The following is a 22,497-nucleotide window of genomic DNA, read 5'->3' as shown; positions in this document are numbered from 1 at the left end:
TTTTACCTGTAACCGCAAAAGGGGAGTCAGTGTTTACTTAACTATTTCAAGCTGCGGCACCGTGCTGCCCAGCGCCCGCCAATCTGGAACATACATCGATTCCACCTGTGGCGCAGGCACCTGATAAATACCCGGCGTCACTGCGCGTGCCAGATATAACAATGTCGTATGGCGGTAAGCATCAACATTGACTGCGGCAACATAGCGGTCATCTCGGAACTCCTGATGCTTGATATCCGACTGCTGCATATCCTGCATCAACTCGGTCACACTGCTGGCACTCTCCCCCAGGCTGGCGCTGCTGTCGCCCAAGTTCTGGTTTTCCAGTTCCAAACCGGCTGGCAGCAAATCGACCACCAGCGCATCGGGTACCCGTTTATCAGCCCAGACATCTAAATGTACCAGAACTAACTCGCCACTCTTCAATTGGGATAAGCGTAGCGGCTGACCGTCAAGCCCAATATAACTGCGAGTGATATGTAAATTGTTGCTGTACGGCGCTGGCGTTTGCTGTGGATATCCCACCACATTCACGCGGCTATACAATGCAACGTCGCCGCGGTTTTGTAATTGCAGACCGCCCGCCAATTGTTGTGCTGACCAGTTTTGATTCAATGCTGCACTTTGCGTCAGTGTCTCGGCCTGCTCAATTGGCTCAACTTGCGGTGCTATCGCCACTTGCCACGGCGTTTCTGCCCCACTCATCAATGTACGACCCGCGAGGAATACCGCGTTGCTCTCCTGCGTTGATAGATAGTTACGGCTGGTCAACGCATCAGACAGTGCCAATAGGCGCGTATCACGATCTTGCGCCAGCAGGTTATTGTCAGTTAGCAGTGCCAAAATCAGGGCGTCATCGCGCAATGAACTGCCGTAATCCTCCAGCCAATAGTCTTTATCACTGCGGGTGGTATTCAGCCCTTGCGTAATCGCTTCTTTGGCGCGCGGCATATCTCCCATCAATTTCAGTGCCACACCCAACTGCACCAACGGCAAACCGGAGCGCGCATCATTGCTACGGGTATATAATTGGCGCAAAGCACCCAATGAAGCTTGCTGCTGTTGTGCCAATACCAAGCCCGCGTATGCTTGCACTGCAAAGCGCGTATGTTTGGTCTGTTCGCTGTAACGAATTTCAATTTGACTCGGATCTTGCAAATAGCGTTGCAAACGATTATTCGCCGCCGTGAGTGCAGCCACCGGCACACTGTACCCCTGCTGGCTGGCGCGATAGAGGAAGTCAGTGGCATACGCCGTCAGCCAGAACTCTTCCGGGCTATCATTGCTCCACAAACCGAAACCGCCGTTATAGCGCTGCATGCTGAGCAAATGCTCGATACCGACATCAATACTTTTACGCCGTTTCTCGTCACTATCGGCTTTAATGCCGAGTGCCGTCAGTTGGGCATAATTGCTGTACAACGACGGATACAACCCGCTCACCGTCTGCTCCAAGCAGCCATAAGGATAAGCATATAATTCAGTGATATAGCGCGCTAAATTCAGCGGTGGCCGGCTGGTTATCAGCAGTTGCCCTTGTAGCGTTTCAGGAGCCAGACCTTTGGTCGCCTCCGCTGGCAGATTCCAGCTTTCACCGCTATGCAACACATTGGCGAAATGGCGTGTCTGGGCAGGATAAGCTGGCCGTACACCTATTTTCCAATGATGCTGATAATCGGGCAGTTTCTCATTCGGTAAAACCATACCAGTAATAGTCAGGCCGATATCACCCTGCCCAAAACCATTCAACGCCCGCACCGGGATCAGCACTGTCTTGCGCTCGCCATTTGCCAGCGAAATAGTTGAGGTTGGCGCGCCATTGAGTGCCAGTAAATCGCTGGCGGCCCAGTTAAGTGACAGCGTCTGCGGCTGGCCGGATAGATTACTTAAATCCAATGCCAGTTGGGTGCTATCTCCTCCCGCCAGAAAACGCGGGGTGGCGAGTTGGGCAATCAGCGGAGCCGCGACCACCACCTTAGACTCAGCTTTACCGAAATCTTCATCACTCCAGGCTTGCGCCATCAGACGTAACTCACCGTTAAAGTCTGGAATAGCCAGCTCGATAGTGCCTTCACCCTGCGCGTTTAATGTCACCGGCTGGGCCTGTTGCGCCACAATAGTGACTTCAGTTATCGGTTTCTTACCGCCCCGGGATAGCGCGTCTTCGTCATCGCCATCACCACCAAAGCGCAGGCTTGCCAGACGGCCCTGCCCTTCAATTAATTGCCCGTAAACATCATATTGGTCGGCGCTGTAGCGCTTGCGGCCAAAGAAGGCGTCATAGGGATCGGGCGTGGCGTAATCAGTAATATTCAGAATCCCGCTATCGACCGCCGATAGCAATACCTGCACTTTCTCAGGTAACGGCGCACCGCTGCGGCTGGCTTTTACTTTTACCGTTAAGGTCTGATTAGGACGAATGCGCTCTGGTGATTCCAGCTCTAGCGCTAATTTGCGGGTTTCATCAACCAGCGGCAGATGCAGCAAACCAATGGCGCGTTTTGGTGTCGCCTGCTGTGACTTATCACCAGGGCGAATCACTGTCGCACTGAGATATAAATCATGGCGATTCCACTGTTTGTTAATCGGCACTTCAACCTCAGCGCCTCCAGCTGGAATAGTCACTTCCTGCCACCACAATGGGCCATCACTGGATTCCACCAGCAGATAGCCATTACCGGCAGCCGGTGCTTCAATATGCAGTTTTACTTTTTCGCCAGGTCGGTAAGCCGGTTTATCCAGTGTCAGTTTGACCTGATCTGGCCGCACAGCACCACTGCCTGCGGTATTATCCTGCCAGCTGTAACCAGCCCAGAAACGAGAGCTGCTGACTAATTCATTATCTGGATTACTCACCTCAATACGATATGCGCCCCACTCCACCGGGAAGCTGACTTTAGCGCTACCGTCTGCGGCAACATTCACTGACTGCTCTGCCAGAGTCAGATCTTTTTTATCATACAGTGACTGCCAGCCATCACTTTCTGACCACTGCCAGTAGTAATCGCGGCGCTCACGCACCAACTTCGCTTTCAAACCCTTCGCCGCCAGTTTTTCACCATCAGCATTGGCATAAATAATTTCAAAATCAGCCGTGGTGTCCTGATCGACCATCGCCTGTGATTTATAACTGTCACTGCGATAATCATAAACTTGCTGCTTGTTGAATAACGGGCGAATACCGACCAGCGCATCGGCTGGCCACAAAGCTTGCTCAGCGCGCCGCGTGACTGGCCGCCCGCCGGACTCCAGCAAACTGGCCTGTAAAATCAGCTTCAGTGGTGATTGCGCATTCTGCCAACTGTTATCAACTTCAACCTCAGTTTGGCCGTCGCTGTTGAGTGTGGTATCAAACTCATCCAAGGTACGCGAAAGGTTTTCTTCGATAATCGAACCGAATTCAAAACCGGGTAATGAGGTAACCGCTTCGCGCAATGGGCGCAGGAATAATTGGCCTTGCAATCGGTTACCGGCTGCCGGAGCGCCGTAGAGATAGCGGCCAGTGATGGCAAAACTGGCTTCGCTGTCAGTGGCGATCGGCTCTTTACGGGTGGCAATCTCAAGCGCCATCCGTTCTGGCAGGAAGTCTTCCACCTTAAATTTGTACAGGCGCGGCTGGTTATCGCCCAAATTCATGCGCAATGACCACTCGCCGGTCGGGCCATTTTCTGCAATCGCGTACTGGTATTGATACAAACCATCCTGTGGCTGCCAGACAAAACTACGTACCACTTGATTATCCGGCTTGAGAATATCCACTTTAACCGGTTGGGTGGTCAGTGGTTTACCATCAGCATCGCGCAGCAAGCCATTGACAATTAACGTCTCTCCGGGGCGATACAAGTCGCGTGGGCCAAAGACGAAAAACTGTTTCTGGAAACCTTCTGGCCCGGCAATATCAAACTCAGCCAGATCCAGCGCCGGAGCATTGAGGTCAATCAGGCTGGTCTGCCCGTTTTGCGCAGCCAGTAGCAATTTGGCTTTGGCATTCTTTTCTAGTTGTGCATGGCCCTGAGCGTCAGTCTCAACCTGTTCCAGCACCTGGCCTTTTTCATCCAGTAATTGTAGCGACACGCCTTTCAAGGCCGCTCCGCCTGCCAATGCTTGGGTAAAGACATCCATCCGGTCATGGTAGCGATGTAACGAAACACCAATATCACTCAGGGTAAATAAGGTGGCTGCATTGGTGTAACTGTATTGCCCGGCTTGTTGCATTACCGCCAGATAGACACCCGATTCTTGCAACGGCTTGATATCGGCGAGCGGGAGTAATAACTTTTCGCGGGTATTGGCGGCAGGATTAAGGTCAAAACGACCGGTATAGACCAGATCAGCCATTTTCAGCAGTTCATCTGATTCCCAGTTCGACAATGCACTGCGGTATTGCCAGCTGGCGAGGAAATTAGCCAGACTGCTTTGCTTGATGCGGAAAAAATTAACATCAACACTATCAACATTGAGCGCCATCACTGGCAAACCTTGGGCCAATTTACCCGGTAACAAAGAACCTTTGCTGGCAAAACCGACACTTGGCTTGATATCGCGAGTGGTTATTTCCTGCTGCTGTTGTTTACCCAGCTCAGCACCACCGATACCTTGCAACGTGCTATCGACGGTCAGCAGTAATTTACGCTCAGGTTTAAGATGGCGTAGCCGCAGCTCCATCAGGTTGTCAGACAGCTCCCAGGCTCCGTCTATTTTTCCACTAACGGTATCAACCAAATGAACCCGTGCGGAGAAGTCTTGCTTGGGATCCAATGGCTGCGAGAAAGTCAGCACCATGGCACTGGCCCCCTCGAATTGTAACTCAGAGGCATCCAGTAAAGTGAGCGGCTGACCAGCATGCTGTTTTGCCAATTCCGCCAACTTATTTGCATCGTTTATTTTGCTCACCGGCGCTTTAGCTACCGATTCAGTTACCTGTGTAGATGCCGGAGCAGAGGGGGCCGCAACATCCTTATTTTCGCTCTTGTCATCACAGCCAGCCAAAAATACGACAGCACTGACCAAGAGGGCCAGTTGGCACGCTCTCATTTTCGATATTAACCGATGCAAACCATTGTGATTCATATCTTGCTCCCTGATTGATAGCAAGATTATAGCATTCGTCTGAAAGGGAATATAGGGAGATAAATATGAAGACTTTTATCTAGGAAATATTCTCGGTTATACCTAGGATAAATTAACAACCCTTAACTAAAAGACAACCAAATGGTGTTTAATATTTTTTTAATATTTTTTTAATTTAATATTTTCCATGGATTGGTAACTCACTAAAAATCAGATAAAAACTTAACATAAAAATCAATAAAATCATGTAGTTAACCAACAAATAAACCTACCAATTAACGTCAGCAAACATCTAAAAAAATGAAGTAAAATGGCAAAAGTATAAGTTTTAATCTTTTAATAAATAGTCTTTTAAATTTTTGTTGATATATTGAGCGCCAATGTTTACCACAATACATTTATCTTAATTAACTTTAATTATAAAAAAAACTATATATAGGAAATATTCTTACCATGTTAAATTCTACTACATTAAATACACGTTTATTGCCTTTATCTATCTTGATCTCATCATTGGTATCAGGTGGTGCTATTGCAGCTGGAACAGAAAAAAGTATCTCAGATAAGTTGCAAGATTTTAAGACCTCGAATGTTATAGATGCGACACAGCAGCAACAACTGCAAGAGCGCATGAAAGAGAAAGTACAGAAACAACAATTAGAAGAAATCGCTAAAGCGGAAGTTAAAAGAGTAGAACAAAAATTTAAGACCGCAGTTGAAGAAGCTGCACACCAAAATGATCTGTGGACCCCCATAAAAGTCGACCTTCAGGTAGCCGAAGCAGGCAAAAAAGCAGCCAATGATGCGCGAGATGAAGCGAATAAAAAGAAAGATACTGCGTTGACGAATGCGGGGCTGAGTCTTACAGCTACAGCTCAGAACGAAATAGATAACAATCTTTATGATAAAAAAGATGAATTAAATAATAAAAAACAAACAGTTATAGATAATGATAAACATTTGAAAGACACCACAGACCAGCTAATAGCCAAGGGCGATGAACGCACAAATATCGATGTAGAACTTGAGAAAATAGCCATTGATATAAGCTCAAATGAATCAATGTGGAATTCACAGTCATTTATTGCAAAAGACCCCAAAGATTACACCGCAGACGAAGAAGCAATTGCCAAAGCTCACCGCGATAAACGTTCGGAGTTGGATCACAAGCAAACTGAGCAGAATAAAAATAAAAAAGCTTTATTGAAAGAAATTAAGCGAATTGAGTTAAAAATAGAAAGCATCCATAAAGCAATTACAGAGGACAAAAGTAAGCTGGAGCAAGCTCGCGATGATTTCACTATCGCCACCCAAGCTAAAGAGGCCTTTGATTTTGCTCTTATCACTGAAAAAAATGCTAAGGATGCGCAAACAACACTCGATACAGCCGAAATAAACAATGCTACTGCCAAACAGCAGTTTGACACCGCTGAACAGGCTAAATCTGAGGCTGAAAAAAAGGTTAAGGATCAAATGCTGGCGTTGCAAGACGCCAAAGAAGCCGTAGTTCAGCTCAATAGAGTGAACCCAACGGTTAATGCTCCGGTCATCGACCAAACGCTGGATAAGACGATTACACAAACCGTTGCCGGGAGCTCCCTAGCCGTACTTACACATGTGGCTGGCGGCACACAAAATGTGCAAAAAGATGGCAAAATCATTAGCAGCATGGTTAGAGAAGGTGGAACAGTAAATCTGGCTGCGGGCGCAGCTGCGTTTAGCACCACCATCACCGATGGCACGCTAAATAATCAGGGCGGTACCGATACCGATAGCGTGGTACAAGCTGGCGGTCAACTGAGCCTCACTGGCCGTGCCGTATCCCATAATGCCTTGGTGACCAAAGGTGGCAGTGTCACTGTAAGTGATGATTCGATCGTCAATGATATGACCAGTCGCGGTAACATCACTGCCGATAGCAAAGCAACACTTACAAACACCATCATCGCTGACGGCAGCTTAACACTGGCGGATAGTGCAGTGGCACACAGCACACTGTTGAGAAAGGGGATGTTCATCGTTCAGGCGGGTGCAAAAGCCATTGCAACCGAGATCAATGGCGGCACTTTTACCCTGCAAGACGGTGCAAGCGCGGAAGATACCCTGCTACAGAAGGGCAGCTTTACATTGAATAAAGGTGCAACAGCCATTAATACCAAAGTGAATGGCGGGAAATTTACGCTAGGAAATGGTGCCGCCACTGATGGCACTATTATCAACGGTGGTGAATTTGATGTGCAGACAGACGCCATTGCCAGCAACACTAAACTCAATAGCGGCACTTTTACCTTGTCTGACGGCTCCGCCAAAGACACCACAGTTAATGGTGGTGAGTTTAAGGTTACTGATGATGCAATTGCTGATGGTATAACATTAAAAGGCGGGAAATTTAGCCTCCGCTCTCGCATGCAGGCCTTTAAATTGGTGGTTGAAAGTGGTGATGCTTTGATCGCCAGCAGCTTGCAAGACGTTATTATCAAAGGCGGTACCACTACCTTTGATAATAACGCCATTATCAGCGGCACGATTAATGCCGAATCCAATAGCTTTATCCGTGTCTATGACCAAGCAACCACTCAAGATGCTGACCTAAAATTAGCCGGTAAAATGGAGTTTATTGCTGCCAATAATAGTATTCCTACCCAACACGCTTTCAAAAGTATGGCAATGAATGGTGGTACGGTTGATATGAGTAAGTCGACTGTTCAGTTGAATACAACATCACTGGCAGGAACCGGGACTTTTAACCTTGGCTCGACGTTTATCAATCACACCAGCGCGCCGCTGAATGTCAACGGACAGGCTGATGGCCAATTTATGGTGGCTATCAATGACAGCGGGATTGCGCCGAACAATCTGGATGTGGCTAAAATAAACTCAGGTAATGCCGATTTTACTTTAGCCACTGGCACGGTAAATTTGGGTAACTATCAATATAAGCTGCAAAGTGATGGCAAAGGTGGCTTTAAGTTAGTCACTGATACAAATGGCCGTAACGCAGGTGGAAACGCAGCGCTAACCCCCAGCACTGCCGGTGTTTTGGCGCTAGCTAACACCACCCCAGTCATCTTTAATGCCGAGTTAAGCTCGATTCATCATCGTTTAGACCAACAAAGCACTGCCGCCAATGAAAGTGGTGTATGGGGAACTTACCTGAACGATAACTACAAGGTGAAAGGCACTGCTGCTAATTTCGATCAGAAATTAAATGGTATGACGTTCGGTGCGGATAAAGCGACAAAACTGGATAACGGCGTACTGAGTATCGGTGGTTTCACCAGCTACAGTAGCTCAAATATCAAGTCTGATTATCAAAGTTCAGGCAAAGTCGACAGCTTCTCAATAGGGATGTACAGCCAATACCTGGTCGATGATGGTTATTATGTTAACGCTGTACTGAAAGCTAACCGTTTCAATCAGAATGTTAATATCTCGACTCAAAGCAGCCAGGCGACCGGTAGCTCTAAATTGAATGGCCTGGGTTTGGCGGTGAAAGCCGGCAAGCATATCAATTTAGATGCATTCTATGTTTCACCACATATTGCTTTGAGTGGCTTTAGCTCTGGCAAGAGCCAGAACACTTTATCTAACGGTATGACCGCAGAGAATCAACGTGCCACCGCTGTAACGGGTACCATCGGGGTCAACGGTGGCTACCGTTATGTGTTAAATAGCGGCACAGAGATTAAGCCATATGCTATCTTCTCGGTGGATAATGACCTGATGGCAAATAACAAAGTATCCGTTAACAACGAGATATTTGATAACAGCCTAAAAGGCACCCGTGCAAATGCTGGTGCTGGTATCAATGTCAATCTGAACGCTAATCTGGCTATCAGCACTGAAGTCAAGTTATCGAAGGGCCAGAACGTTGAGACACCAATGACCATTAATATGGGTGTCGCTTACAACTTCTAAGGTTCTATTTTTATATTCGTATACCCCGCCAATTACAGAGAGAGGATCGCCATGATTCTCTCTCTTTTTCTATGATAAAACCCATTCATATTATTTAGCCGATGATTCACCGCCTGATATCTAGCCTATCTTAGATAAGTTCAAGGTTAGATTTGCAAATTCTTTGCATTTAATCTTTTTTTTAAAAATAAATAAAAACGCGACTCCAGACAAAAACACCACAAATCAATACACAAAAAACACTTATAAAACAAAGTATTATACAACAAACTCAATATCACAAATAATTTATTAAATAAAAATAATATAAAAGAATAGATTTAATATTTTAATAAATAGGAATGTCAGCATCGCATCGTTATATTTCACCCAACATTTTGTCGTTATTAATTCTCTTGAATATTTCGTCTTTTAAATTAATCTGTAAATAGGAATGTATAAAACCATGGGTTATCGCAACACATTAAATACACGTTTATTGCCGTTATCTATTTTGGTCTCATCGTTGGTATCGGGTGGGGCAATGGCTGCATCAACACCTACGTTTATACCCGGTGCAACTCTTGGTATAGCCAATGGTGGCAGCTTCATAGTAACCACTAACACCGTGGTTAACACCAAAGCCCCTGAAGATATCTTGCTGGAAAGCCTCTTCCCTGAAGGCCAAGCAATCACATCAAAGATGACTGCCGAGGTTGAGTCGCAAATTAAAACAATGCAACAGAATCACCAGCAGCAGATTAAGGATATTGAAACCAGCATTACTGCATTAGCACCTGCACAACAAAAAATAGCACAAAAAGAATTAGACTCATTTAAAAATGTATTTGAAAAACAAATCAAGCAGCTAGCAGCCGTTGTTGCTTATGCAAAAGACGATACCGAAGACAACAAAAAAAAACTCAATGCAGCAGCAAAAGATGCCTTTACAACCTCGCTCAATAATAAAGCACCGGGTCAGTTCACCGCTGAAGAAGCCAACTTACTGTTTAATGCATCATTAACCAACGACAACTCAGCTATTTCGCCACAACTTGAGCAAAAAGTCACCGCAGTCAAACAGCAGCAACAAGCAAGCCAAAATACCCTGACTAAGGTGCAAAATTACCTGACTCAAGGTGTGATTAGCCAGGAACAAAAAGAAAAACTGGCAGCTTATTTTACCGAGAAACAAACTAAGTTCGACGAGCTGGCTGTTGCTAAACAGGCAGAGGAAGCAGCCAACAAAGCAAACACCAGGGCAGAAGCTGATGCTGCCGACCTGAGTAACCAATCCGCTACTCTTAAAACAGTCGTAGAAAAAGCTGAGCAAGAAAAAAAACAAGCTGAAGATGACTTAAAACAGCTTGATACTGAAAAAAGCACGGCAATTAAAGCTGTCAATCCAGCCTGGAATGAAAATACAGCAGATCTCGAACAACAGCTTCAGGATTTGATTAAAAACCAAGCCACTGATACGACCAAAAGAACCAAGGCTGAAGACGCGCAAAAGGCCATCAAGGATGCAGCAGCACAAGAACAGTTAGTTGTTGACGCAACCAATAAATATCAGTCTGCCGATGTTGCTTTTAATGACATTGAGCTTAAGGTTACTGCTGCCAAGCAGATTAAAACTGACGCTGCGGCTAAACTCGCTACTAGCACCACAGAAATGAACAATGCGACAGCAGCATTATCTAATTTAGAGACAGTAACGACTACCACTGTTGATATACCTGCATTTGAGCAAAAAATTGCCAGCGCTGAGCAACAAAAAGTCGCTACGGGAACCTTTGCACTTGATACCCAAGTATCGGGCGGCACACAAAATGTGGAAAAAGGCGGCGAAATCATTGGCAGCATTATTAGTGAAGATGGCACGGTAAACCTGGCGCTTGGCGCATTGGCAAATAGCACTGTTATCACCAAAGGCATTATGGAAAATAACGGTGGTACGGATATGAATACCGTCATTGGCGCAGAAGGTCAGTTGACCCTTACAGGGAAAAATGACACTGAACGAGCCATATCAGAAGGGGCTATTGTTGCCAAAGGCGGCCAGATTACAGCAGCAGAGTATTCTGTTGTCAGTGATCTGGTCAGTGAAGGTGATATTACTGCCAAAGATAACGCTATTATCTCTAAAGCTATCATCAAGGGGGGGAGCTTAACCCTGCAAAATAAAACCATTGCCATGGATACCACATTGAATGGCGGTGTTTTCACTCTTAAAACTGATACTGCGGCAATAAGAACAACGGTTAATGGCGGCAAGTTCATTGTTAACGATGGTGCCACAGCCGAACATACCGAGCTGAATAACAGTCATTTCAAGCTTGCTGGTAGCGCAAACGCTCAGCATACCACGGTTAATAACGGCGCAGAATTCATCGTTAGTGGCAATGCCAAAGCTGACAACACCACGGTAAATGGCGGTATTTTTAATCTTAAGTCGCGCATGCAAGCCAATAAGATTTTGGTTGAAGACGGTTATGCGCTGATCGCCAGTTCGCTGAAAGACGCGGAGTTAAATGGCGGTACCACCATTTTCACCCAAACTGCCGCAGTCGAAGGGACTATTAATGCCAACAAAGGCAGTTTCCTGAGCGTCCATGACGGTGCAGTAACCCAGCATGCAGACCTGAACTTAGCAGGTAACATGGTATTTGTAGCCGAAGATGCACCTTATGTCAGGCTACACCCAACTTCCCGTGCGGCCTTTAGCGCCATGAATGGCAAACCGGCTAAATTCGCCTTTAAAGATGTCACGCTGGCGGGCGGTTCTATCGATATGAGCCAAACGAAAGCGCAACTGACCATGAACGCATTGGCAGGTAACGGTAGCTTTAACTTGGGTTCAGCCCTGCATAGTCATACCACGGCACCACTGAATGTGACGGGTGATGCTGCTGGTGCTTTCAACGTTCAGATTGATGCCAGCGGTGTAGCTCCAGCCAACTTAAGTATCGTTGATGTGAAAGGCACTAATAATGCACGCTTTGCGCTCTCCAATGGCCCGGTCAATTTGGGTAACTACAAGCACAACCTGGTCAGTGATGGCAAAGGCGGCTTCAAACTGGTAGCCGATAAAACGGCATTGACCCCGGGTGCGGCAGGTATTCTGGCCGTAGCCAATACCACACCGACGATCTTTAACGCTGAATTAAGTTCAATTCAGAATCGTTTGGATAAGCAAAGTGCATCAGCTAACGAAAGTGGCGTGTGGCTCACTTACCTGAACGACAACTATGATGTGAAAGGCACGGCAACTAACTTCAAACAGAAGTTGAACGGCATGACCTTGGGTGGCGATAAAGCAATGGAACTGGGCGAGGCGGTATTTAGTATCGGTGCCTTTGCCAGCCACAGTAGCTCAAATATTAAGTCCGACTACCAAAGCAGCGGCAGTGTAGAAAGTAACTCATTGGGTGCTTACGCGCAATATCTGGCAAATAGCGGCTATTACCTGAATGGTGTGATGAAAACCAACCAGTTTAAACAGAATCTCAACGTCACGGCTAAAGGCAGCAACGCCAGTGGCAATGCTAACTTCTCTGGTCTGGGGCTGGCAGTAAAAGCGGGTAAACATATCACTATTGATGAGCTGTATGTTTCACCATTTGTTGCTATGAGCAGCTTCACCTCCGGCAAAAGTCAGTACCAACTGTCTAACGGTATGGAAGCACAGAGCCAAGGCGCTCGTACTACCACCGGCACTATTGGTATGAATACCGGTTATCGTTTTGTATTGAACAGCGGTGCTGAAATTAAACCTTACGCTATCTTCTCCGTCGATCACGATCTGATGGCGAAAAATGATGTAGTGATTAACAACGAAATGTTTGATAACAGCCTGAAAGGGACTCGTGCAAATGCCGGTGTGGGTGTCAATGTCAACCTGACCTCTAACCTGTCTGTCGGTTCTGAAGTTAAGGTTTCTAAAGGTAAGAACATTGCAACCCCAATGACCATCAATATGGGCGTTGCTTACACCTTCTAAAACAGCATAAGTTCTTCATGTAGCAATGATAGTTCTGTGTGACATAAGGGGAGCCAATTGGCTCCCCTTATTATTATTTATTAATGACTGCTTGTATTAATGACTGCTTGAAGGAATCGCATTTCTCAGCCAGCTGCCCCATCTGCGCTGGTAAAATGCCTGGGTATGCGTCATCAGATAGTGACTGACTCCCCGCTCGTTCTCATTCACCACACAAAAATCGACCGGGCCATCATCAGGCGCATGGTCACTGGCCACATTACCGGCCTCTTGAATCAGTTGGTCAATCTCATCAATGGAGCCATCGACTTCCAGCCCAAACAATAAATTAGGTTTCTCATCCACACTCTTATCATGCATCAGCGCCAGAAATGCACGCCGTACCGGTTTACGTTGGCTGAACAATTGAATCAAAGCATCAACCATTGCCGACGGGTACTCTTCCGGTTGGCCCAGCAGAATTTGACTCTCTTTATCCACTACCATTTCCGCCGGTTGAGCTAAACCGCCGTTTTCCAATAACATTGCCACTTCTTGCGGCCAAAACTCTTTACCGTGCTCTGATTTAGGATTCAAAAACAGATGCGCACCCTGTGTCATTTCAAATAACACCCGCACTGGCATCGCGATAAAAGGCTGTTTTGGGGTATTAATAGACAGACTCTCACTGTCAATCGATTGATCTTCGGCAATATCCAGCGCCTGCTGTAACACCTCGACCGAGGTAAAGAATGGAATAACCGATTCACCATCCTGCTTTTCCCAATGCAGAATATTCACCCCATTGCCCGCAGTAAATGTCATTTCACCGTCTTCACCGCGCTGCTCTGAATCGTCCACCAGCACTAAAACTGTCGCATCTAGCAATGCACGGAAAAAGGCGGTGCGATAAATAGACTCCGTCGCCGCCAGTTTTAGCAAGGACTCCAGGCTTTGGTCTTCATCGTGATGGTGATGATCGTGCTTATCATCAGGGGACTGCGGCACACTCATGCTCTACTCCAGAAGTACATCAAACAGATCAAACCAAGGGACGCAAATGCGCCCCCATTGATAACTTACAAAGCTTGACGAAGGGGAAGCATGCCGTTTGGGTCGTAGCGGCGTGAGCCGCCGGAGTGCCCGTAGGTATGCTAGCCCCTGCTTCACCAAACTTACTGTTTTGCTTTCGCCAACAATAGGTTAGCAATGGTACGAACACCCAGCCCTGTGGCACCGGCCGACCATTGCTCAACCGCGCCTTTACGGTAAGTGGCAGAGCAGTCAATGTGCAACCAGCCTTGCTGATACTCTTTCACGAAATGTGACAAGAACGCAGCAGCGGTGCTGGCACCGGCACTGTAGGCTGCCCCCGCGACATTATTCAATTCAGCAAAATTAGACGGTAACTGGCTGCGATGGAATTCTGCCAGCGGCAAACGCCAGAAAGGTTCGTGCTCACTTTTGGCACTGTTTAACAACTCTTGCGCCAGTTGATCATCAAAGCTAAACAGAGCATGGTAATCATTACCCAAGGCAGTTTTCGCTGCGCCGGTTAAGGTAGCCGCATCAATAATCAGCGGTGCATCCTGTTCCGACGCATCAATCAGGCCATCGGCTAATACCAAGCGCCCTTCGGCATCGGTATTCATAATTTCAACAGTCTTGCCATTACGATAGCGAATGATATCACCCAGCTTAAAGGCATTACCGCTCACCATATTATCTGCGCAACACAAATACAGTTTCACGCGCTCTTTCAAACCACGAGCCGCAGCCAGTGCCAATGCACCGGTAACTGTCGCAGCACCACCCATGTCGGATTTCATCGAATCCATAAAGGCGCTCTGTTTCAGACTGTAACCGCCTGAATCAAAAGTAATACCTTTACCGACCAGGCACGCCATCACTGGCGCATCGGGATTGCCGGTTGGGTTATAGTCCAACGCCAACAACACCGGCGCGCGATCAGAACCACGACCGACAGTGTAAATCCCGGCATAACCCTGCTCACGCAGATCTTCGCCTTTGGTAATACGGTAACTAACAGCATCGCATGATACTGAACACAGTAAATCGATCGCGTTTTTAGCCAGTTGCTCTGGCCCCAAATCTTCTGCTGGTGCATTAATAGTATCGCGCACCCAGTCAATAATTTTCAGCCGCTGTTCCAGCTCGGTTTTTTCGTTCTCTGGCAGTTCTGCCCACTCCACGCTGCGCTGGCCTTTTGGCCCACGGAACCCCTGCCAGAATGCCCAGCTTTGTTCCAAACCCCAGCCGTCCCCGGCCAATTTTACGCGTTTGATGCCCTGCCCGTCGATTTTACGGGCGGCACGTTGAATCGCACCTAATTTGCCATTACCGGTCAGATGAATCGTTATCCCCTCAGCATCGGTGCTGAGTAACGCTTTCTCACCCCAACGGGCGTCAGCTGGGTTATTTGATAGGGATACTTGCATTGTTTCTGTCATGACAACCTCTTCATTATTATTTTTTGCTGTTATTCAGCTAGTTATACGTGGCCCTGTGTTAGCCACGGCGGATCAAAACGTTCTACTCGAAAAATACTGTCTGCTATACAGTAACAGCCAGCTATAAAGTAACAATAGAAAAAAGGGCCGCTCGTGCGACCCTCAGGTATTTATTCAAACTCATCTAACCAGACCAGAAGGATCGCTTCCAGCACTTTTTCATTTGATCCCTGCGGATCATCATCGAAATCTTCTAAGTCGCAGATCCATTGGTGCATATCAGTGAAACGCACTGTTTTCGGATCAGTATCCGGAAACTGATCATACAGCACTTCGCCAATTTCGCGGGTATCTTGCCAGGTTAAGCTCATATCATGTCCTCGTGTATATACTCTAAATAATTCGAGTTGCAGGAAGGCGGCAAGTGAATGAGTCCCGATGAGCTTACTGTTGTAAGTGATTCGGGTGATTGAACGTAGCCAACGCACATGCAGCTTGAAGTATGACGAGTATAATTAATGCTCCCGCGCATGGTTAATGGTATAACGCGGGATCTCAACCACCAGATCTTCATCCGTCACTCGGGCCTGACAACTCAGACGACTTTCTGGCTCCAGCCCCCAGGCTTTATCCAGCATGTCATCTTCCAGTTCACTGCTTTCTGGCAGAGAATCAAAACCTTCCCGCACCACACAGTGGCAAGTGGTACAGGCACAGGATTTCTCACAGGCATGCTCGATGTCGATTCCATTACGCAAGGCGACATCTAATATGGTTTCACCTTGAGTTGCTTCCAGTACTGCACCATCCGGGCAAAGGTCTTTATGGGGCAGAAATACTATTTTGGGCATGATTAAACCTCATCCACTGAATGGCCAGCCAAAGCACGGCGAATAGAAGCATCCATTCGGCGCGCGGCAAAATCTTGCGTTTGTGCATCTAACGCTTTTATCGCAGCTTCGATTGCGTGTGGGTCAGTGCCCTGCATCTGCTGCTGTAATGCCGCCATCGCCTGAGCGATAGCAGTACTTTCTTGCTCACTGAGTAATGCTGCATCTTCTGCCAATGCGCCTTGTAAACTTTCCAGCACACGAGAAGCTTCGACTTGTTGTTCCGCCAGCTTACGCGCGCCGATATCACTTTGCGCATTCGCCATTGAATCTTTAATCATATTGGCAATTTCATCATCGGATAGCCCATAGGAAGGCTTCACCTGAATCGATGCCTCCACGCCGGTGGATTTCTCCATCGCCGTGACACTCAATAACCCATCCGCATCAACCTGGAAAGTCACACGAATATGTGCCCCTCCCGCTGGCAGCGGCGGCAAACCACGTAAAGCAAAGCGGGCCAGAGAACGACAATCCTGTACCAACTCGCGTTCACCTTGTAGCACGTGGATAGTCATCGCACTCTGACCATCTTTAAAGGTGGTGAACTCTTGCGCGCGGGCGACCGGAATGGTGGTATTGCGTGGAATCACTTTTTCCACTAAACCGCCCATGGTTTCCAGCCCTAATGACAGCGGGATAACATCCAGCAGCAACATATCACTGTCAGGTTTATTCCCCACCAGAATGTCTGCTTGGATCGCCGCGCCAATAGCGACCACTTTATCGGGATCAATCGAGGTCAGTGGCGTGCGACCAAAGAATTGCCCCACCTGCTCACGCACCAAAGGCACACGGGTCGAACCGCCTACCATCACCACTTCCAACACTTCGTCAGCCGTCACGCCAGCATCTTTTAACGCACGACGACAAGCCATTAATGTGCGCTTAACTAATGAAGCGATCAGCGATTCAAATTGCTCACGGGTGATTTGCCCTTGCCAACCAGCGACCGAGACATCAGCAACCTCGGCATCACTCAAGGTAATTTTGGCTGCGATCGCCGCATCAAGTAATTGCCGCTGGACACCATGATCATCACGGGAATCAATACCGGCTTGCTCGCGCAGCCAATCAGCTAATAAGTGGTCGAAGTCATCCCCACCCAGCGCAGAATCACCGCCAGTTGCCAACACTTCAAACACGCCACGGCTTAAGCGCAAGATAGATATATCAAATGTTCCGCCGCCTAAGTCGTAAACAGCAATCACCCCTTCCTGGCCTGAATCCAGACCATAGGCGATAGCCGCTGCGGTCGGCTCATTAAGCAAACGCAACACATGCAACCCCGCTAAGCGGGCAGCATCTTTGGTTCCCTGACGCTGAGCATCATCAAAGTAAGCCGGAACGGTAATCACTACACCGTCAAGTTCACCTTCCAATGCAGCTCGCGCCCGCTGTGCCAATGCTTTTAGGATATCCGCAGACACTTGCACCGGGTTAACTAACCCGCTGGCAGTCTGGATCATCGGCAGGCCATTTTCACTTGGCTGAAACTGGTAAGGTAGATTAGGGTAGCGCTGCACGATATCGGCCAAAGAACGGCCCATCATACGTTTGACTGAACTAATAGTATTGACTGGATCCAATGCAGCTAAATCGCGCGCATTCCAGCCGACATCAATGTTATTTTGTTGATAGTGAACCACCGACGGCAAAAGGTCCCGCAGCTGTTCATCTGCCAGAGTTTGCGCTTTACCGCTGCGCACAGTGGCTACCAATGAATTTGTGGTGCCTAAATCTATCCCTGCGGCCAACCGACGTTGGTGTGGTGCCGCAGTTAAACCAGGCTCACTAATTTGTAATAAGGCCATGTTGAGCTTCCATCAATCATGAGTCTAAAGAGCAAAATCTATCCGGCGATATTGCTCTAATAATAACTATTCAGACATTGCAGTGATTAAAACTTCATTAATACTTTGATTTTATTTGTTTTTAATTAATTGCATGCGATATTTAAATCAAACGAAGTCATCAAACAGCCGCTCTTCGAGCTGTTCAACCTGTTGCTGTAATTTATCCAGAAAACGTAATTTTCGAACCGTATCAGCGGCTTGTTCCCACTGTTGCCTACCCAATTGCTCGACCATCAACTGGCTGCGTGTTTTCGTCATCAGTGCCAAACGGTGGCTGAATGCAGCGAGTTCCGTCTCAGCATCTGGGTTGCGTTCGATAGCATCAAGCTCTTCCCGCAACTCCAATTGCTCCATCAGAAACGCGGTATCGCGCATAGTATGCTGTTCGTTGCCTAAATCAAAACCCTGCAAAGATAGCATATACTCAGCCCGTTTTAACGGGTGCTTGAGGGTTTGGTAGGCATCATTAATGGTCGCGGCTTGTTGCAATGAGGCCAGACGCTCGCGTTCAGGCTGATTTGCAAAACGGTCAGGGTGGAATTGGCGTTGCAATTCTTGATAGCGGGTCGTGAGTTGGTTGCCGTCAATCAGGTACCGAGCCGGCAGCCCAAATAATGTGAAGTAATCCATAGCATGCTCTGGGGTTATCCCCTTAGTCCTTGAAATTGCATGGCCGTTAGCTGCGCTCACTCACCCGAATAACTTATTTGTAGTTGACCTACTTAAATAAGCTCATCAGGATTTGTGCTGGCTATCTACCTGCAACTCCAATGACTTTGGGTATATAGGCATCAAGTTCCTGAGGCAGGAACAAAAACAGGGGTCAGACGTTAAAGCTTTCACCACATCCGCACTCATTAGAGACATTCGGATTGTTGAATTTAAAGCCTTCGTTCAGACCTTCTTTGACGAAATCCAGCTCGGTGCCGTCAAGATAGACCATGCTTTTGCCGTCGATGATCACTTTCACGCCTTTGTCTTCAAAAACGATATCGTCATCGTTCATTTCATCAACAAATTCCAGGACATATGCCATACCGGAGCAGCCCGACGTCCGCACGCCTAAGCGCAGACCTAAGCCCTTACCACGGTGATTTAAAAAGGCGCTGACCCGTTGTGCAGCACTGTCGCTGATTGATATCGACATACAACAACCTCAACTCTAAAGAACCTATGTTACAACTACTTGGCAGTATGTTTGCTTTTGTAGTCGGCGATAGCTGCTTTAATGGCATCTTCAGCCAAAATTGAGCAGTGAATTTTGACTGGCGGTAACTCCAGCTCTTCTGCGATCTGAGTATTCTTGATCGCTTCAGCCTGCTCGAGAGACTTACCTTTCATCCATTCAGTTACCAGAGAGCTGGAAGCAATAGCAGAGCCGCAGCCATAAGTTTTGAAACGCGCATCTTCAATGATGCCAGCGTCGTTAACTTTAATCTGCAACTTCATGACATCACCACAAGCGGGTGCGCCAACCATGCCGCTACCAATGGTAGGATCTGCGTTGTCGAATGACCCGACGTTACGTGGGTTTTCGTAGTGATCGATTACTTTTTCGCTGTAAGCCATGTGATTACTCCTGAGTCTTAAAGTCTGGAATTAATGGTGAGACCATTCAATGCTGCTGATATCCACGCCCTGCTTGAACATATCCCACAACGGAGACAAGTCACGCAGACGCCCAATGGATTTGCGTACCAGCGCAATGGCGTAGTCGATCTCTTCTTCAGTGGTGAAACGCCCCAGAGAGAAACGAATTGAACTGTGGGCCAGTTCGTCGTTCATCCCCAACGCACGCAACACATAAGAAGGTTCCAGACTCGCGGAAGTACAGGCTGAACCCGATGAAACAGCCAAATCTTTCAGTGCCATGATGAGCGACTCACCTTCAACATAGTTGAAACTGATGTTCAGAATGCCAGGTGCGCCATTCTCTAAATCGCCATTCAGGTAAACTTCTTCAATATCTTTGAGGCCATTCCACAACCGCAGGCGCAGCGAACGCAGACGCGCTGCTTCGCTTTCCATCTCTTCTTTGGCGATGCGGTAAGCTTCACCCATGCCCGCTATCTGATGAACCGGTAAAGTCCCTGAACGCATACCGCGCTCATGACCACCACCGTGCTGCTGTGCTTCAATGCGAATACGGGGTTTACGACGAACAAACAGTGCACCAATGCCCATCGGGCCATAAACTTTATGTGCAGAGAAAGACATCAAATCGACTTTCAGTTTGCTCAAATCAATAGGTAATTTACCGACGCTTTGTGTCGCATCAACATGGAAAATGATCCCGCGACTACGGCACATTTCGCCAATGGCCGCGATATCCTGCACCACACCGATTTCATTGTTCACGTGCATGATAGAAACCAGAATGGTGTCTTCACGCATGGCGGCTTCAAGCTGTTTCAGGTCGATAATACCGTTAGACTGCGGTGCCAGATAAGTCACTTCGAAGCCTTCACGCTCCAACTGGCGACAAGTATCCAACACGGCTTTATGTTCGGTCTTACAGGTGATGATGTGCTTGCCTTTCTTCTGGTAGAAGTTAGCAGCACCTTTAATCGCAAGGTTATCGGACTCCGTTGCACCGGAGGTGAAGACTATCTCGCGAGGGTCGGCACCTACCAATGCAGCAATATCATTACGTGCAATATCAACAGCTTCTTCTGCTTGCCAGCCAAACTTATGAGAACGAGAGGCGGGGTTACCAAAAATACCGTCCAGAGTCAGGTACTGCATCATTTTTTCAGCGACACGAGGGTCTACCGGGGTCGTTGCTGCATAATCCAGATAGATCGGTGTCTTTATTTTTGATTCGGTCATTGCTCTTATGCTCCGTACATCACTTCCAAAACGTAAAATTCCGCAGACTCTGCTTATGCGCGCAGATTGACGTTAATCGTCTCTTGCGGTCGGCCATTGGCCGTACGGCGCGTATCGTTATTTTGACGATCCGCAACCTCAAGAATATCTTGGTTATTAACCAGTTCCGCCAATGTGATGTTGTTGAGGAAGCTGCTAATGCGCTCGCTCAAATCACGCCACAAAGTATGAGTCAGGCAACGATCGCCACCCTGACAACCTTCTTTACCCTGGCAACGGGTAGCATCGACAGATTCATCAACGGCAGTGATAACCGCACCGACCGCGATTGCTGATGCATCTTTACCCAGCAGGTAACCGCCACCTGGACCACGAACGCTGGCTACTAAGCCATTTTTGCGTAACCGTGAAAAAAGCTGTTCCAAGTAGGATAATGAAATCCCCTGACGTTCAGAAATATCGGCCAGAGGAACTGGCCCGTCATGGGAATGTAATGCTACATCAAGCATAGCGGTCACGGCATAACGGCCTTTGGATGTCAGTCTCATAGCTAAAATTACCTGTTGGTGAGAACAAGCCAGAACTTTGACATACCCGAGTGTTTCAGTCAACTATTTAACCTAGTAAATCGCTCAAGTATTATTTAACAATTACATTTTCAATAATATGGACCAGTTTCTATAATAACCAATTGATATAAGGCATTAATTTTTGTTGTTATGCTCGCTGACATCAGCACCACGTTGTGGGTATTTATCTTGTTTCTCAATGGATGTCAGCATTCCACGCAGAATATTCAGCTCTTGAGCTTCCGGACGCGCACGGGTAAAAAGGCGGCGCAACTTGCTCATAATCTGCCCCGGATGGGCTTGGCGAATAAAGCCCGTATGAGACAAAACCTGTTCCAGATGCAGATAGAAACGCTCTAGATCATCCACTAATGGATAAGGGGCTTCCTCTTCTTCTACTATTGGGGCAGCCGCTTGCTGTCTATCAAGAAAAGCCACTCGCACTTCATAGGCTAAAATTTGCACCGCCATGGCCAGATTCAGAGAACTGTATTCCGGGTTGGCTGGGATTGCCACATGATAATGGCACTTTTGTAGCTCATCATTCGTCAAGCCGACCCGCTCACGACCAAACACCAGTGCTACCGGCGCATGTTCAGCTTCACGTGCGCTGCGCACGCCACATTCACGCGGCTCTAGCATTGGCCAAGGCAAAGTACGCGAACGGGCGCTAGTTCCGACTACCAAACTGCATCCCGCCAGCGCTTCATCCAGGGTATCCACGATGGTGGCGTTGCCAATCACATCACTGGCACCAGCAGACAATGCAATTGCCTGAGAATCCGGTTTGACCAAAGGATTGACCAGATACAAATTGGTTAATCCCATTGTTTTCATGGCCCTGGCTGTCGAACCCATATTGCCAGTGTGTGAGGTTTCAACCAAAACGATACGAATATTGTGTAACATACAAACTCTGAGGGTAACGGGGAATCG

Annotated in this window: 14 protein-coding genes; 2 read left to right on the top strand and 12 right to left on the bottom strand. The window is 47.5% G+C overall.

Features of this window, described 5'->3' with window-relative positions; genetic code table 11:
* Positions 1-33: 33 nt before the first annotated feature.
* On the bottom strand, positions 34-5,070 hold the full coding sequence (locus QSV56_RS11545; RefSeq protein WP_301212425.1) for an alpha-2-macroglobulin: 5,037 nt from the start codon (positions 5,068-5,070) through the stop codon (positions 34-36).
* A gap of 453 nt (positions 5,071-5,523) precedes the next feature.
* On the opposite strand from QSV56_RS11545, the gene QSV56_RS11540 reads away from it, so the two are divergent.
* Complete coding sequence (locus QSV56_RS11540; protein WP_301212423.1) at positions 5,524-8,988, top strand: autotransporter outer membrane beta-barrel domain-containing protein; 3,465 nt, start codon at positions 5,524-5,526, stop codon at positions 8,986-8,988.
* A 445-nt stretch (positions 8,989-9,433) separates the two neighbouring features.
* Complete coding sequence (locus tag QSV56_RS11535; protein WP_301212422.1) at positions 9,434-12,967, top strand: autotransporter outer membrane beta-barrel domain-containing protein; 3,534 nt, start codon at positions 9,434-9,436, stop codon at positions 12,965-12,967.
* 96 nt (positions 12,968-13,063) lie between these two features.
* On the opposite strand, the gene sseB is transcribed toward QSV56_RS11535, so the two are convergent.
* From sseB to trmJ, 11 genes are all read right to left on the bottom strand, one after another.
* The gene (gene sseB / locus QSV56_RS11530) at positions 13,064-13,960 is read right to left on the bottom strand and encodes an enhanced serine sensitivity protein SseB (RefSeq protein WP_301212420.1); all 897 of its coding nucleotides are present in this window, start codon (positions 13,958-13,960) and stop codon (positions 13,064-13,066) included.
* Positions 13,961-14,121: 161 nt separating this feature from the next.
* A complete protein-coding gene (gene pepB / locus QSV56_RS11525; RefSeq protein ID WP_172666721.1) occupies positions 14,122-15,417 on the bottom strand; it encodes an aminopeptidase PepB in 1,296 nt (431 codons plus the stop codon).
* A gap of 170 nt (positions 15,418-15,587) precedes the next feature.
* Positions 15,588-15,788 (bottom strand): Fe-S cluster assembly protein IscX, encoded by a 201-nt coding sequence (gene iscX / locus QSV56_RS11520; RefSeq protein ID WP_301212418.1) that lies wholly within the window; start codon positions 15,786-15,788, stop codon positions 15,588-15,590.
* A 144-nt stretch (positions 15,789-15,932) separates the two neighbouring features.
* Positions 15,933-16,268: an ISC system 2Fe-2S type ferredoxin gene (gene fdx, locus QSV56_RS11515; protein ID WP_004713939.1), complete on the bottom strand. Its 336-nt coding sequence runs from the start codon at positions 16,266-16,268 to the stop codon at positions 15,933-15,935.
* Between the two features lie 2 nt (positions 16,269-16,270).
* Positions 16,271-18,121: a Fe-S protein assembly chaperone HscA gene (gene hscA, locus QSV56_RS11510; protein ID WP_019081829.1), complete on the bottom strand. Its 1,851-nt coding sequence runs from the start codon at positions 18,119-18,121 to the stop codon at positions 16,271-16,273.
* A gap of 147 nt (positions 18,122-18,268) precedes the next feature.
* On the bottom strand, positions 18,269-18,793 hold the full coding sequence (gene hscB / locus QSV56_RS11505) for a co-chaperone HscB (protein WP_301212415.1): 525 nt from the start codon (positions 18,791-18,793) through the stop codon (positions 18,269-18,271).
* 193 nt (positions 18,794-18,986) lie between these two features.
* Positions 18,987-19,310 carry an iron-sulfur cluster assembly protein IscA gene (iscA, locus tag QSV56_RS11500; protein ID WP_004393580.1) on the bottom strand — a complete coding sequence of 108 codons (324 nt, stop codon included), beginning with the start codon at positions 19,308-19,310 and terminating at the stop codon, positions 18,987-18,989.
* A gap of 35 nt (positions 19,311-19,345) precedes the next feature.
* Complete coding sequence (gene iscU, locus QSV56_RS11495; protein ID WP_004393581.1) at positions 19,346-19,732, bottom strand: Fe-S cluster assembly scaffold IscU; 387 nt, start codon at positions 19,730-19,732, stop codon at positions 19,346-19,348.
* Positions 19,733-19,762: 30 nt separating this feature from the next.
* A complete protein-coding gene (locus tag QSV56_RS11490) occupies positions 19,763-20,977 on the bottom strand; it encodes an IscS subfamily cysteine desulfurase (RefSeq protein ID WP_032821291.1) in 1,215 nt (404 codons plus the stop codon).
* A 68-nt stretch (positions 20,978-21,045) separates the two neighbouring features.
* Positions 21,046-21,540 carry a Fe-S cluster assembly transcriptional regulator IscR gene (iscR, locus tag QSV56_RS11485; protein ID WP_004393583.1) on the bottom strand — a complete coding sequence of 165 codons (495 nt, stop codon included), beginning with the start codon at positions 21,538-21,540 and terminating at the stop codon, positions 21,046-21,048.
* Between the two features lie 156 nt (positions 21,541-21,696).
* Positions 21,697-22,470, bottom strand: a complete 774-nt coding sequence (gene trmJ / locus QSV56_RS11480) for a tRNA (cytosine(32)/uridine(32)-2'-O)-methyltransferase TrmJ (RefSeq protein ID WP_004393584.1) — start codon at positions 22,468-22,470, stop codon at positions 21,697-21,699.
* Between the last annotated feature and the right edge of the window lie 27 nt (positions 22,471-22,497).

Origin of the sequence: Yersinia sp. 22-579 (assembly GCF_030433455.1) — a bacterium.
GTDB classification, from domain to species: Bacteria; Pseudomonadota; Gammaproteobacteria; order Enterobacterales; family Enterobacteriaceae; genus Yersinia; species Yersinia enterocolitica.
This window is presented reverse-complemented; position numbering and strand designations above follow the sequence as displayed.

What these genes read in the sequence shown, in the direction of transcription:
- QSV56_RS11545 (WP_301212425.1), bottom strand. Translation starts at nt 5,070, where the DNA reads ATGAATCACAATGGTTTGCATCGGTTAATATCGAAAATGAGAGCGTGC.
- QSV56_RS11540 (WP_301212423.1), top strand. Translation starts at nt 5,524, where the DNA reads ATGTTAAATTCTACTACATTAAATACACGTTTATTGCCTTTATCTATC.
- QSV56_RS11535 (WP_301212422.1), top strand. Translation starts at nt 9,434, where the DNA reads ATGGGTTATCGCAACACATTAAATACACGTTTATTGCCGTTATCTATT.
- sseB (WP_301212420.1), bottom strand. Translation starts at nt 13,960, where the DNA reads ATGAGTGTGCCGCAGTCCCCTGATGATAAGCACGATCATCACCATCAC.
- pepB (WP_172666721.1), bottom strand. Translation starts at nt 15,417, where the DNA reads ATGACAGAAACAATGCAAGTATCCCTATCAAATAACCCAGCTGACGCC.
- iscX (WP_301212418.1), bottom strand. Translation starts at nt 15,788, where the DNA reads ATGAGCTTAACCTGGCAAGATACCCGCGAAATTGGCGAAGTGCTGTAT.
- fdx (WP_004713939.1), bottom strand. Translation starts at nt 16,268, where the DNA reads ATGCCCAAAATAGTATTTCTGCCCCATAAAGACCTTTGCCCGGATGGT.
- hscA (WP_019081829.1), bottom strand. Translation starts at nt 18,121, where the DNA reads ATGGCCTTATTACAAATTAGTGAGCCTGGTTTAACTGCGGCACCACAC.
- hscB (WP_301212415.1), bottom strand. Translation starts at nt 18,793, where the DNA reads ATGGATTACTTCACATTATTTGGGCTGCCGGCTCGGTACCTGATTGAC.
- iscA (WP_004393580.1), bottom strand. Translation starts at nt 19,310, where the DNA reads ATGTCGATATCAATCAGCGACAGTGCTGCACAACGGGTCAGCGCCTTT.
- iscU (WP_004393581.1), bottom strand. Translation starts at nt 19,732, where the DNA reads ATGGCTTACAGCGAAAAAGTAATCGATCACTACGAAAACCCACGTAAC.
- iscR (WP_004393583.1), bottom strand. Translation starts at nt 21,540, where the DNA reads ATGAGACTGACATCCAAAGGCCGTTATGCCGTGACCGCTATGCTTGAT.
- trmJ (WP_004393584.1), bottom strand. Translation starts at nt 22,470, where the DNA reads ATGTTACACAATATTCGTATCGTTTTGGTTGAAACCTCACACACTGGC.